Below are 12,634 nucleotides of genomic sequence, written 5' to 3'. Positions count from 1 at the left end.
TTTGCGGTAAATCAACGCGCCACGATTACGTCACCTGCGGCGTCGACCGTGCCCTGCACGATCCGCCGCGAGGACAGGTTCTCGACCGAGACCCGCTCGTTCTCACCGGCATCACCCATCGCACGGCCGGCAATGCGCACCTCGACCGAGCCGCGACGCGACACCAGGGCTACATTGTCTCCTCGCTTGATGAGACGCTGGACCACCAGATCGTTGTTCGACAGCAGGGCTCCGGCCTGCAACGGACGGCGGGCGATGCGGCCGATCGCTGCATTGGGATCGGACAGCACCGCGCCGGCAATCCGGGCAGCGTCACGCTGGGCAGTGGTGATATCGGCGGCCGTGAGGGTTTCTCCAGTGCCGATTCCGCGGTTGAGCACCAGCACGGTCTGGTTGCGCCGCACCTTCACCGGCACGAACAGGCGCCAGCCGCCCGCATCGGGACAGCTCACCTCCACCGTGGTGTTGGCGGTGGGCTGCACCTGCAACGCGCTGCCGCATTTCGGCAGGCGCAGCGCATCGGCCACCTGCGCCTCGCCTTCACTGCCGGCAGGCAGCGTCGACAGCGCCGCAGTGCGGATGCTGGCCACCGGCTGCCAGTCCGTGGCGCCCGCCCACGGCGCGGCCAGGGCGAGCGCGATGGCGAACAGCGATGTGACCCGGCGCATGGCGCCTCCTGTCGATGGGATCTGGCCCAGCAGCGTGCAAGGGGTGTGCCAGAGACCGGGTCCCGTTGATCGGATCCGGGATGGGGATTCGACCGGATGGGTAGAGTCGACTGCCAGTCGACTTTCGCGCGAAGCGCGGGGTTTCCCGTGATCGGATCGAAGAGCAGTCGACTGACAGTCGACTCTACAAACGCGGTGCGGGCCGCGCGGGCGGCAGAGCGCCCTCAAGTTCCGCCCCCACCACGCCGATACAGCAGCCATGTCCCATGACCTGCTCAACCGGATCGACCAGCGGACCCGACTGGCCGGCCACAACCGCCTGGCGCTGCTGCTGTTCCGCCTCGGCGGACGTCAGCTTTTTGGCGTCAATGTCTTCAAGGTGCAGGAAGTCCTGCGCCGCCCGGAGCTGTTCCAGGTGCCCGGCCTGCCCAGCCAGTTCTCCGGCGTGGCCGACGTGCGCGGCCGCTCGGTGCCGGTACTGGACCTGGGCCTGGCGATCGGCCACCCCGAGCGCGAACCGGACGCGGACACCTCGCCCGGCTACCTGGTCGTCACCGAATTCAACCGCTCGATCCAGGGCTTCCTGGTCAGTGGCGTCGAACGCATCGTCAACATCGCGGTGGAAGACATCCACCCGCCACCGGAGCTGGGCGCCGAGTCGAGCTACCTGACCGCGGTGACCCGCTTCCAGGGCGAGCTGATCCAGGTGATCGACGTTGAGAGCGTGCTGGCCGATATCGCCCAGGTGCGCGGAGAAGCGGTACTCGACCCGGCAATGGCCATGCCCGCCGACGGCCCGCAGCTGCAGGTGCTGGTGGTGGACGACTCGCGCGTGGCCCGCCAGCAGATCCGCAGCGTGCTGGACCAGCTGGGCGTGGGTGCCACCCTGCTTTCCGACGGCAAGCAGGCGCTGGACCACCTGCTGCAGGTCCACGCCTCGGGGGAAAACCCGGCCGAGCGCTATGCCATGGTCATCTCGGACATCGAGATGCCGGCCATGGATGGCTACACGCTGACGACGGAAATCCGGCGCCACCCGGGCCTGGCCGGCCTGTACGTGCTGCTGCACACCTCACTGTCGGGCGTCTTCAACAACGCCATGGTCGAGCGCGTCGGCGCCAATGCGTTCGTCGCCAAGTACTCGCCGCACGAGCTGGCCGACTTCGTGCTGGACCGCCTGCGCAAGGTGGCGCTGGCGGCGTAAGGCCCGCCGAGGGGTCGGATCCCGGGACGGGCTCCGACCCCGCATCGCAACGCGTCAACCACGGGGTCAGAGCCCCTGCGGGGATCTGACCCCCTCTCCATTTGGCACACCCCTTGCAGCTTCCCGGGCAACGTTCCCGTGGGAGTGCACCGTGCGCAACCTGATTACCGACTACCTGGGCGTCCACGCCCAGGCCATGCCGTTGCGCGAACAGCGGATGAAGCTGATCGCCAGCAACCTCGGCAATGCCGACACTCCCGGCTACAAGGCCCAGGACCTGGACTTCGATGCCGCCCTGCGCCACGCCCAGGGGCAGGATGCCAATGGCCTGATGGCCACCACCCATGAGCAGCACTACGAGATCAGTAGTGGCCTGAACCCGTTCCAGATCGCGCGCGAAGGCGTGCAGCCCAGCCTGGACGGCAACACCGTCGACCCCGATGCCGAGCGTGCCGCCTATGGCCGCGCCGCACTGGAATACCGCGCCTCGCTCAGCTTCGTCGAGAGCAAGGTGCGTTCCATGCTGACCGCGATCACGGGGCAATAAGCCATGAGCAACCTGCCGATCTTCGACATCGCCGGCTCCGCGCTGCAGGCACAGTCGGTGCGCATGAGCACCATCGCCTCCAACCTCTCCAATGCCGACACCGTCGCCGGTTCCGCCGACGCCGTGTACAAGCCGCTGGAACCGATCTTCCAGGCCGTCACCAGCAAGAACGATCCCAACATCACCTCGGTGAAGGTGAAGGAGATCACCCAGAGCGAGGCCGCGCCGATCAAGCGCTACGAGCCAGGCCACCCGCTGGCCGACGCCGATGGCTACATCTACCAGCCCGATGTCGATCCGGTGGCGCAGATGGTCAACCTGATCTCGACCTCGCGCAATTACCAGGCCGGCGTGGAGATGTTGACCACCGCCAAGGAACTGGCCCTGGCCACCCTGACCATGGGCCGCTGAGGCCCGCAGCACCGGATACCGCCATGACCACCGCCGTCAACAACCAGACCAGCCAGGACGTCTATTCCGCGCTGGGCCTGAACGCCCCCAACAGCAACGCCACGAAAAAGAAGAACACGCTGGACCAGGCCGACTTCCTGCGCCTGATGACCGAGCAGCTGCAGCACCAGGATCCGCTGAAGCCGATGGACAACACGCAGATGGTCGCGCAGATGGCGCAGATGTCCACCGTGCAGGGCATCACCGATCTGAACAAGACGGTGAAGGGCTTCCAGGAGTCGATGGCCAGCGACCAGGTGCTGCGTGGCGCTGCGCTGGTCGGCCACCAGGTGCTGGTGCCGTCGGAAAAGCTGGTGCTGGAGAAGGAAGGCAATGTCGAAGGCACGGTGGCTGCACCGTCGGCCGGCATCATCACCGTGGACATCACCGACGCCAACGGCGCCAAGGTCACCTCGCTGAGCGTGGAAGCCAAGGCTGCCGGCGAAACCGCCTTCCAGTGGGACGGCAAGGATGCCAACGGCAAGCGCATGGAGCCGGGCAAGTACTCCATCGTCGCCAACCATGTCGACACCGCCGGCAAGAGCACCAAGCTGTCCACCTACGTACAGGCGCCGGTGGAGAGCGTGACCGTTGGTTCCGACGGCCTGTACCTGAACCTCAAGGGCCTGGGCACGGCCCCGATCGACTACGTGCTCCGCGTCAGCTGAGCCGCACCTTCCGCATCAACCAGGAGCATCCCATGGGCTTCAATGTCTCGCTGTCCGGCATCAACGCCGCCAACACCGACCTGAGCGTCACCGCCAACAACGTCGCCAACGTCAACACTACCGGCTTCAAGCAGTCGCGCGCGGAGTTCGCCGACCTGTTCGCTTCGACCAGCTACGGCCTGTCGAAGAACCAGACCGGCTCGGGCGTGCGCGTTTCCAACGTCGCCCAGCAGTTCATCCAGGGCCACAACGAGCAGACCGGGCGCAGCCTGGACATGGCCATTTCCGGTGAAGGCTTCTTCACCATGAACATGAATGGTTCGCGCGTGTACTCGCGCGCCGGCAACTTCCAGACCGACTCGGCCGGCTACGTGGTCAACCCGCAGGGTGCGCGCCTGCAGGTGTTCGCGCCGAATGCCGATGGCACCAACTTCGATGCAGGCCGCCTGGTCGACCTGCAGCTGCTGACCACCGACAGCCCGCCGAAGCAGACCAGCGAAGTGAAGGTTGGCTTCACCCTGCCGGCCAACGCCAAGCAACCGACGGTGGCGACCTTCGACCCGGCCGATTCGAACAGCTACAACCACTCCAGCGGTGGCATCACCGTGTACGACTCGCTGGGCGTGAGCCACATCCAGGTCTCGTACTTCGTCAAGGGCGCCAACCCCAACGAATGGACCGTGCGCAATTACGTCGATGGCCAGCCGGCCGGCGCACCGACCCCGGTCACCTTCGACAACAGCGGCAAGCTGGTCGCACCTGCCAACGGCAAGGTCAGCCTCGGCACCTTCACCCCGACCACCGGTGCCGGCCAGTTGAACATGACGCTGGACATCAGCGGCTCCACCCAGTACGGCGAGAAGTTCGCCCTGCGCAATACCCAGCAGGACGGCTATGCCGCCGGCAAGCTCAACGAAGTGACCGTGTCCGAATCCGGCGTGGTCTACGCCCGCTATTCCAACGGCGACGACAAGCCGCTGGGCCAGGTCGCCCTGACCACCTTCAACAACACGCAGGGCCTGGAATCGAAGGGCAACAACCTGTGGGTGGAGACCTTCGAATCGGGCACGCCGCGCACCGGCATGCCGGACACCTCCAACCTCGGCAAGATCCAGGCCGGCTCGCTGGAAGCGTCCACCGTCGATCTCACCGAGCAGCTGGTCAACATGATCACCGCGCAGCGCAACTTCCAGGCCAACGCGCAGATGATCACCACGCAGGACCAGATCACCCAGACCGTCATCAACATCCGTTGATGAGCTGCTGACCCTGTCACGGAACTCCCCGCATGGATAAAGCTCTTTACGTGGCGATGACCGGTGCCCGCGCCTCCCTGCAGGCGCAGGGAACGCTCAGCCACAACCTCGCCAACTCGGACACCCCTGGCTTCAAGGAAGCGCTGGCCAACACCGAAGCGTTCCCGATCAAGGGCCCGGGCTTTGCCTCGCGGGTGGATGCGCTGCACGTCGACGCCGGCTTCAACCGTACGCCCGGCTCGCAGCACATCACCGGCAAGCCGCTGGATCTGTCCCTGCAGACCGGCACCTGGCTGGCCGTGCAGTCCAGCGACGGCAGTGAGGCGTACACGCGCGGCGCTGCATTGTCGGTCACCCCGAACGGCCAGCTGGTGACCTCCAGCGGCCGTCCGGTACTGGATGACAACAACAACCCGATCGCCATTCCGCCCTACCAGGCGATGGAAATCGGTGCCGACGGCACGCTCTCGATCATCCCGCAGGGCGAAGGCCCGCAGACCATGGCGCAGATCGGCCGGATCAAGGTGGTACAGGCGCCGGACGAGCGCCTCGAGCGTGGCCTGGATGGCCTGTTCCGCAACACCGACCCACTGCAGCCGTTCGCACCGGCACAGGGCACGGCCGTGCACAGCGGCCAGCTGGAAGGCAGCAACGTCGATGCCGCCGGTGCACTGGTGCAGATGATCCAGCTGCAGCGCCAGTACGAAATGCAGGTGCAGGTGATCAAGCACGGCGACGACAACGCGCGCAGTGCCAACAGCCTGCTGCGCCTGGGCAGCTGACGGAATTCCGGCGCCGCCCGGGCGCGGCGCTGGCACACCGCTTGCACACCCGTTACCAGGGGCCGCATCGCGCGGCCGGCTTTACCCAGACAGGACACCGAAGATGAACCAGGCATTGTGGATCGCGAAAACCGGACTGGATGCGCAGCAGATGCGCATGTCGGTGGTTTCCAACAACCTCGCCAACACCAACACCACCGGCTTCAAGCAGGACCGTGCCAGCTTCGAGGACCTGCTGTACCAGCAGGTGCGCCAGCCCGGCGGCTCTTCGTCGGCGCAGACCCAGCTGCCGACCGGCCTGCAGCTGGGTACCGGCGTACGCGTGGTCGCCACCGCCAAGAATTTCGAGCAGGGTGGCCAGCAGCAGACCGGCCGTGCGCTGGACGTGATGGTCAACGGCCGCGGCTTCTTCGAAGTGCAGATGCCCGACGGCAGCTCGGCCTACACCCGTGATGGCTCGTTCAAGATCAACCAGGACAGCGAGCTGGTCACCAACAGCGGCTACCCGGTGCAGCCCGGCATCCAGATTCCCGAGGGCGCACAGTCGGTGACCATCGGTACCGACGGCACCATCAGCGTGAAGATGGCCGACGGCGCGGCGTCAGTGGAAGTGGGTGCGCTGACCCTGACCGACTTCGTCAATCCGGCCGGCCTGCAGGCGCGCGGCGAGAACCTGTTCCTGGAAACCACCGCTTCCGGTCCGGCACAGAACGGCAATCCCGGGCTCAACGGCCTCGGCACCGTGGTGCAGGGCGCGCTGGAAGGCAGCAACGTCAATGTGGTCGAAGAGCTGGTGTCGATGATCGAAACCCAGCGCGCCTACGAAATGAACGCCAAGGCAATCTCCACCACCGATTCGATGCTCGGCTATCTCAACAACAAGCTCTGACCGGCCCAACCGGGAAACCGCCATGTCGCCCATTTCCAGATTCACCCGCACTGCCCTCGCCTGCGCCGTGGTCGCCCTGCTCGGTGGCTGCGTGATCGCCGGCGACGTGCGCCCCTACGCGGCGATGGCACCGATCCAGCCGATCATGCCGCCGCAGGCCGCGCCGACCGCCGGTGCGATCTACGCTGCCGGCCCGACCCTGCAGCTGTACTCGGACCGCCGCGCACGCGATGTCGGCGACCTGCTGACCATCACCCTGCTGGAAAACACCACCGCGCAGACCAGCGCCAACACGGCCACCAACAAGGAATCCAACCTGAGCCTGGGCACGCCGTCCATCCTCGGTGCGCCGGTCACCCTGGGCGGCAAGGACATCCTCAGTGCGACGGCCAAGGGCGCGCGTGACTTCACCGGCAAGGGCAACAGCGCGCAGAGCAACCGCCTGCAGGGCAGTGTCACCGTCACGGTGATCCAGCGCCTGCCCAATGGCAACCTGGTGGTACAGGGGCAGAAGAACCTGCGACTGAACCAGGGTGATGAACTGGTGCAGGTGCAGGGCATCGTGCGTCCGGGCGACATCAGCCAGGACAACACCATTCCTTCCAGCCGCGTGGCCGAAGCCCGCATCGTCTACGGCGGCCGCGGCCCGGTCGCGCAGTCCAACGCGATGGGCTGGCTGAGCCGCTTCTTCAATTCCGGCCTGACGCCGTTCTGAGTATGGCCATGAAACTCCTCCCCTCTTCTTCCTGGCAGCGCCGCGTGGCGTCGTTCGTCGCGCTGATGCTGCTGGTCGTGGCAGCCCCGGCCAGCGCCGAGCGCATCAAGGACCTGGCCCAGGTCGGCGGCGTGCGTGGTAACGCCCTGGTGGGCTACGGCCTGGTGGTCGGCCTGGATGGCAGCGGCGACCGCACCAGCCAGGCGCCCTTCACCGTGCAGAGCCTGAAGAACCTGCTCGGCGAGCTGGGCGTAAACGTACCGGCCAACGTCAATCCGCAGCTGAAGAATGTTGCGGCCGTCGCGATCCATGCCGAGCTGCCGCCGTTCGCCAAGCCGGGCCAGCCGATCGACATCACCGTGTCGTCGATCGGCAACGCCGTCTCGCTGCGCGGCGGCTCGCTGCTGATGGCCCCGCTGCGCGGCGCCGACGGCCAGATCTATGCGATCGCGCAGGGCAACCTGATCGTCGGCGGCTTTGGTGCGCAGGGCAAGGATGGTTCGCGGGTTTCGGTGAACGTACCGAGCGTGGGCCGCATTCCCAATGGCGCCACGGTCGAGCGTGCCCTGCCCGACCCGCTGGCCAATGGCGGCGACATCACGCTGAATCTGCACAACAACGATTTCACCACCGTTTCGCGCATGGTCGCCGCACTCAACAACGCGTTCGGCGAAGGCGCCGCGCGTGCGGTCGACGGCGTGACCGTGGCCGTGACTGCGCCGACCGATCCGGGCGCACGCATCGGCCTGCTGGCCCGCATCGAGAACCTGGAGCTGACCCCGGGCAGCGCCCCGGCCAAGGTCGTGGTCAATTCCCGCACCGGCACCGTGGTCATCGGCCAGCAGGTGCGGGTCGGCCCTGCCGCGATCTCGCATGGTTCGCTGACGGTGACGATCCAGGAGAACACCAACGTCAGCCAGCCCAATGCCCTGTCCGGTGGCCGTACCGTGGCCAGCCCACAGTCGACCATCACCGCCACCAACGACGGCAGCCGCATGTTCAAGTTCAGCGGCGGCACCACCCTGGACGAGATCGTGCACGCGGTGAACGCCGTGGGCGCGGCGCCGGGCGACCTGATCGCGATCCTGGAAGCCCTGAAGCAGGCCGGCGCATTGAGTGCCGAGCTCGAGGTGATCTGACATGCGCATCAATCCCGCATTCGACCTGCACCCGGCGCAGCAGAACGACCCGGCGAAGATCGACAAGGTCGCACGCCAGCTGGAAGGCCAGTTCGCACAGATGCTGGTCAAGAGCATGCGTGATGCCAGTTTCGGCGACTCGCTGTTTCCCGGCGAGAACAAGATGTTCCGCGACATGTACGACCAGAAGATCGCCGAGGCGATGACCCGCGGCAAGGGGCTGGGCCTGTCCGGCATGATCAGCCGCCAGCTGTCCGGCCAGGCCGCCGACGGCCCGGCGCTGGATACCCGCGTGGCTCCGGCCAAGGCCAGCCGCGCCTACCAGCTCAACGCGCCGGACAAGCCGGCACCGTCGCTGCCGTTGGAAGATGGCAGCCAGGCCGTGCGCATGCTGCAGCAGATGGCGGCCGGCGCACAGCACGGCGCGCAGGCCGCGCTGGCACCGATGGAACAGGCACTGGACCTGATCGCCGGTCGCGAAAGCAGCAGCCTGCACCGCTCGCTGGGCACCGAGGATCCGTACATCGGCAACCTGCAGGGCGAGGACTGGTCCACCAACAACGACCAGTGGTCGGCGACGGCCAGTAACCGCGGTACGGCCATGAGCCAAGCCGATGCGATGGCTACCCGCACCGCCGTGGCCCAGCTGGGGCCGCACACGCCGGAAGGTTTCGTCGCCAGCATCTGGCAGCACGCGCTGAGCGCGGCCAGGGAACTGGGCGTGGATGCCCGTGCGCTGGTCGCCCAGGCCGCGTTGGAAACCGGCTGGGGCAAGCGCCACATCCGCCAGTCCGACGGCAGTACCTCGCACAATCTGTTCGGCATCAAGGCCACCGGCTGGAGCGGCCAGCGCGTTGAAGCCGGCACCCACGAATACGTGGATGGCGTACGCCGCAACGAAACCGCCAGCTTCCGCGCCTACAGCTCGCCGGCCGAAAGCTTCGCCGACTACGTGCGCCTGCTGAAGACCAGCCCGCGCTACCAGCAGGCCCTGCAGGCCGGCACCGACGTGCAGGGCTTCGCCCGTGGCCTGCAGCGCGCCGGCTATGCCACCGACCCGCGCTATGCGGCCAAGATCGCCGCGATCGCCGGCGGCCCGACCATCGAGCGTGCCGTAGCGGCCGTGACCGACGCCGGCGCGCGCCTTGGCCAGACCTTCGCCAGCACCGCGACCGCGGCGCTGGGTATCACCCGTCGTTGAGGAACCCCATGTCCAGCGTACTTTCCACCGGTACCGGTGCCCTGCTCGCCTTCCAGCGTGCGTTGGCGACCACCAGCCACAACGTGGCCAACCTCAATACGCCCGGCTACAGCCGGCAGAAGGTCAACTTCGCTACCGCCGACCCGCAGAACTACGGCTATGGCACGGTCGGCAACGGCACCCGGATCACTGACATCCGCCGCACTGCCGACCAGCTGGCGATCTCGCGCCTGCTCGACAGCAGCGGTGAACTGGCGCGCCTGAAACAGCTTTCGGGCATGGCCGACCGGGTCAACGCGCTGTTCTCCGATGCGGCCACCAATGTGGCCGGCGTCTGGTCGAACTTCTTCGATTCGGTCAGTGGCCTGTCGTCCAACGCGGCCGGCACCGCCGACCGCCAGAACATGCTCGACGGCGGCAAGGCGTTGGCCAACCGCTTCGTGCAGCTCAACACGCACTTGAACAACCTCAACAGCGAGGTCAACAACGGCCTGCTGGCCGGTGCCACCGAGGTCAACCGCCTGGCGCAGGAAATCGCGCAGATCAACGGCGCCATCGGCACCAACGTCGCCACCGCGGCGCCCGATCTGCTCGACCGCCGCGACCAGCTGATCACCCAGCTGATCGGCTACACCGGTGGCACGGCGGTGATCCAGGACGGCGGCATCATGAATGTCTACACCGCCGGCGGCAACGCGCTGGTGGTGGGTACCACGGCGACCAAGGTCACCACCGTGGCCGACCCGTACCAGCCCGAACGCCTGCAGTTGGCGCTGGAGACCCAGGGCAACACCATCCGCCTCGACCCGAAGGCGGTCGGCGGCCAGATCGGTGGCCTGCTGGAATTCCGCGACACCGTGCTGACCCCTGCCCAGGCTGAACTGGGCAAGCTGGCGGTGGGCCTGGCCGAGAGCTTCAACCAGGCGCACCACCAGGGCGTGGACCTGTATGGCCAGCTGGGCGGGGACTTCTTCACCATCGGCAACCCGCGCGTCACCGGCAACAACAGCAATACCGGCACCGCCAGCCTCAGCGCAACCTACGGCGACCTGGGCAAGCTGGACGCGCAGAACGTGGTGCTGCAGTTCGATGGCACCAACTGGAAGGCCAGCCGCGCCGACACCGGCGCCAGCATCCCGCTGACCGGCACCGGCACTGCCGCCGATCCGCTGGTGATCAACGGCGTCAAGCTGGTCGTCGGCGGTACGCCGGCTGCAAATGACCGCTTCCTGCTGCAGCCGACCGCGGGCGTGGCCGGCAGCATGGAAGTGGCAATCACCGATCCGTCGCGCATCGCCGCCGCTGCAGCGGTGAAGGGCGCGGCCGCCACCGCCAACACCGGTACCGGCAAGCTGAGCGGTGTCACCGTCACCGATTCGACCAACGCCAACCTGCGCAATCCGTCGGCGATCGTGTTCACCTCGGCCACCACCTACACCATCGACGGTGGGCCGCCGCAGACCTACACGCCCGGCCAGACCATCAGCGCCAACGGCTGGAGCTTCGTGCTGGACGGTGCACCGAAGGTGGGCGATACCTTCAACATCACCCCGACCCCGGCCGGTTCGTCGGACAACAGCAACGCGTCGAAGCTGGCCAAGGTGGAAAGCGCGAAGGCGTTCAACGCCGGAACGGTGACACTGAACGGCGCGCTGGGTGGCCTGACCACCCAGGTCGGCGCCGCCGCCCGCTCGGCCGAGTACTCGCTCGACGCGCAGCTGGTGATCAATGACAAGGCGCAGGAAGCCCGCGACGAAGTCTCCGGCGTGAACCTGGACGAGGAAGCGGCGGACATGCTGCGCCTGCAGCAGGCCTACCAGGCCGCCTCGCAGCTGATCTCGACCGCCGACAGCATGTTCCAGACCATCCTGGGAGCCGTCCGCCGATGAGCAGCCGCATCTCCACCAGCATGATGTTCAACCAGTCGGTGTCGCTGATGATGGCCAAGCAGGCCAAGCTCAGCCACCTGGAGCAGCAGATTGCCACCGGCAGCAAGATCGTCAGCGCCAAGGACGATCCGGTTGCCGCCGGCACCGCGGTCGGCCTTGACCGCAGCCTGGCTGCACTGGACCGCATGAAGCTCAATGCCGGCAACGTGCAGAACCGCCTGGGCGTGCAGGAAAACACCCTGGCACAGGTCAACGACCTGATGGCACGCGTCAACGATCTGACCATCCAGGCCAGCAATCCGGCGCTGAGCGCGGCGGACAAGAAGACGCTGATCACCGAGGTCAACCAGATCCGCGACGGCCTGCTGTCGCTGGCCAACGCCGATGATGGCACCGGCCGCTACGTGTTCGGTGGCACCAACGACGGCGACCCGCCGTTTGCCAAGATCAACGGCAAAGTGGTCTACCGTGGCGACCAGACCCAGCGCCAAGTCGAAGTCGGTCCGGATACCTACGTGAAGGACGCGCTGCCCGGCAGCGAGATCTTCATGCGCATTCCCACCGGCGATGGCTTCGTCGACGGCAGCGCCGCGGCCGGCAACACCGGCAACGGCGTGCTGACCAACATCACCCGCGACGGCAGCGACAGCTGGAACGGCCAGGGCTTCAGCGTGCGCTTCACCACTGGCAACCAGTACGAGGTGGTGGATGGTGCGGGCAACGTGACCGGAACCGGCACCTACAAGGCCGGCGACGATCTGGAAGTGAACGGTGTGCGCCTGCGCATCACCGGCGCACCGGCGGCGGGTGACAGCTTCAGCGTACAGGCCGCCAGCAGCCGCGACATCTTCTCCACCATTGACAACCTGGTGGCGGCGCTGGGTGCCGACACCGGTACCACCGCGCAGATGACCGCGCAGCAGAACCAGCTGCAGAGCGCACTGCGCGACGTGGCGCGCGCTTCCGAGCGGATGATCGATTCGCGTGCCGCAGGCGGTGCGCAGTTGAAGGCGCTGGACAATGCCGCCGACATGCGCGAGGCCAATGGCGTGACCCTGAAGACCACGCTGTCGCAGATGCGCGACCTGGATTACGCCGATGCGCTGAGCCAGTACCAGCTGCAGAGCACCGCGCTGCAGGCGGCGCAGACGATCTTCTCGCAGATGCAGTCGATGTCGCTGTTCAACAAGCTGCGCTGACGCGCCGCCCGCGTCAGTCCCGAAAGG

The 12,634-nt window shown here is 66.9% G+C and carries 13 protein-coding genes; 12 read left to right on the top strand and 1 reads right to left on the bottom strand.

Going from position 1 to position 12,634, the window contains the following annotated elements:
• Window positions 1-11 precede the first annotated feature (11 nt).
• Window positions 12-668 (bottom strand): flagellar basal body P-ring formation chaperone FlgA, encoded by a 657-nt coding sequence (gene flgA / locus AC5P56_RS09655; RefSeq protein WP_032961903.1) that lies wholly within the window; start codon window positions 666-668, stop codon window positions 12-14.
• Between the two features lie 259 nt (window positions 669-927).
• Here flgA and AC5P56_RS09650 point away from each other — a divergent pair, with 259 nt between their 5' ends.
• The 12 genes from AC5P56_RS09650 to flgL all read left to right on the top strand — a co-directional run bounded on the left by AC5P56_RS09650 (window position 928) and on the right by flgL (window position 12,607).
• Window positions 928-1,872 (top strand): chemotaxis protein, encoded by a 945-nt coding sequence (locus AC5P56_RS09650; RefSeq protein WP_014037130.1) that lies wholly within the window; start codon window positions 928-930, stop codon window positions 1,870-1,872.
• Between the two features lie 151 nt (window positions 1,873-2,023).
• Window positions 2,024-2,419 (top strand): flagellar basal body rod protein FlgB, encoded by a 396-nt coding sequence (gene flgB / locus AC5P56_RS09645; protein WP_005409576.1) that lies wholly within the window; start codon window positions 2,024-2,026, stop codon window positions 2,417-2,419.
• A gap of 3 nt (window positions 2,420-2,422) precedes the next feature.
• Complete coding sequence (flgC, locus tag AC5P56_RS09640; RefSeq protein WP_005416461.1) at window positions 2,423-2,830, top strand: flagellar basal body rod protein FlgC; 408 nt, start codon at window positions 2,423-2,425, stop codon at window positions 2,828-2,830.
• A 23-nt stretch (window positions 2,831-2,853) separates the two neighbouring features.
• Window positions 2,854-3,537 (top strand): flagellar hook assembly protein FlgD, encoded by a 684-nt coding sequence (locus tag AC5P56_RS09635; protein ID WP_014647064.1) that lies wholly within the window; start codon window positions 2,854-2,856, stop codon window positions 3,535-3,537.
• Between the two features lie 32 nt (window positions 3,538-3,569).
• Window positions 3,570-4,793, top strand: coding sequence for a flagellar hook protein FlgE (gene flgE, locus AC5P56_RS09630; RefSeq protein ID WP_014647063.1), 1,224 nt, complete (start codon window positions 3,570-3,572; stop codon window positions 4,791-4,793).
• Between the two features lie 32 nt (window positions 4,794-4,825).
• The gene (locus AC5P56_RS09625; RefSeq protein WP_032961905.1) at window positions 4,826-5,575 is read left to right on the top strand and encodes a flagellar basal body rod protein FlgF; all 750 of its coding nucleotides are present in this window, start codon (window positions 4,826-4,828) and stop codon (window positions 5,573-5,575) included.
• A gap of 103 nt (window positions 5,576-5,678) precedes the next feature.
• Window positions 5,679-6,464: a flagellar basal-body rod protein FlgG gene (gene flgG / locus AC5P56_RS09620; protein ID WP_005409571.1), complete on the top strand. Its 786-nt coding sequence runs from the start codon at window positions 5,679-5,681 to the stop codon at window positions 6,462-6,464.
• 22 nt (window positions 6,465-6,486) lie between these two features.
• Window positions 6,487-7,179, top strand: a complete 693-nt coding sequence (gene flgH / locus AC5P56_RS09615) for a flagellar basal body L-ring protein FlgH (protein ID WP_014647061.1) — start codon at window positions 6,487-6,489, stop codon at window positions 7,177-7,179.
• A 2-nt stretch (window positions 7,180-7,181) separates the two neighbouring features.
• Complete coding sequence (locus AC5P56_RS09610; protein ID WP_041863393.1) at window positions 7,182-8,318, top strand: flagellar basal body P-ring protein FlgI; 1,137 nt, start codon at window positions 7,182-7,184, stop codon at window positions 8,316-8,318.
• Window position 8,319: 1 nt separating this feature from the next.
• A complete protein-coding gene (gene flgJ / locus AC5P56_RS09605) occupies window positions 8,320-9,519 on the top strand; it encodes a flagellar assembly peptidoglycan hydrolase FlgJ (RefSeq protein ID WP_481452420.1) in 1,200 nt (399 codons plus the stop codon).
• An 8-nt stretch (window positions 9,520-9,527) separates the two neighbouring features.
• Complete coding sequence (gene flgK, locus AC5P56_RS09600) at window positions 9,528-11,408, top strand: flagellar hook-associated protein FlgK (RefSeq protein WP_049439354.1); 1,881 nt, start codon at window positions 9,528-9,530, stop codon at window positions 11,406-11,408.
• Complete coding sequence (gene flgL / locus AC5P56_RS09595) at window positions 11,405-12,607, top strand: flagellar hook-associated protein FlgL (RefSeq protein ID WP_111206877.1); 1,203 nt, start codon at window positions 11,405-11,407, stop codon at window positions 12,605-12,607. The genes flgK and flgL overlap by 4 nt, the downstream gene beginning before the upstream one ends.
• The last annotated feature ends 27 nt before the right edge of the window (window positions 12,608-12,634 follow it).

The sequence above is a fragment of the Stenotrophomonas sp. YJH_SMC_131 genome (assembly GCF_059367975.1).
Note: the sequence above shows the minus strand (reverse complement) of the source record. Positions and strands in the feature narration are given on the sequence as shown.

Excerpts from the sequence above, each read along its gene's own strand:
- flgA (WP_032961903.1), bottom strand. The coding sequence starts at position 668 with ATGCGCCGGGTCACATCGCTGTTCGCCATCGCGCTCGCCCTGGCCGCG.
- AC5P56_RS09650 (WP_014037130.1), top strand. The coding sequence starts at position 928 with ATGTCCCATGACCTGCTCAACCGGATCGACCAGCGGACCCGACTGGCC.
- flgC (WP_005416461.1), top strand. The coding sequence starts at position 2,423 with ATGAGCAACCTGCCGATCTTCGACATCGCCGGCTCCGCGCTGCAGGCA.
- AC5P56_RS09635 (WP_014647064.1), top strand. The coding sequence starts at position 2,854 with ATGACCACCGCCGTCAACAACCAGACCAGCCAGGACGTCTATTCCGCG.
- flgE (WP_014647063.1), top strand. The coding sequence starts at position 3,570 with ATGGGCTTCAATGTCTCGCTGTCCGGCATCAACGCCGCCAACACCGAC.
- AC5P56_RS09625 (WP_032961905.1), top strand. The coding sequence starts at position 4,826 with ATGGATAAAGCTCTTTACGTGGCGATGACCGGTGCCCGCGCCTCCCTG.
- flgG (WP_005409571.1), top strand. The coding sequence starts at position 5,679 with ATGAACCAGGCATTGTGGATCGCGAAAACCGGACTGGATGCGCAGCAG.
- flgH (WP_014647061.1), top strand. The coding sequence starts at position 6,487 with ATGTCGCCCATTTCCAGATTCACCCGCACTGCCCTCGCCTGCGCCGTG.
- AC5P56_RS09610 (WP_041863393.1), top strand. The coding sequence starts at position 7,182 with ATGGCCATGAAACTCCTCCCCTCTTCTTCCTGGCAGCGCCGCGTGGCG.
- flgJ (WP_481452420.1), top strand. The coding sequence starts at position 8,320 with ATGCGCATCAATCCCGCATTCGACCTGCACCCGGCGCAGCAGAACGAC.
- flgK (WP_049439354.1), top strand. The coding sequence starts at position 9,528 with ATGTCCAGCGTACTTTCCACCGGTACCGGTGCCCTGCTCGCCTTCCAG.
- flgL (WP_111206877.1), top strand. The coding sequence starts at position 11,405 with ATGAGCAGCCGCATCTCCACCAGCATGATGTTCAACCAGTCGGTGTCG.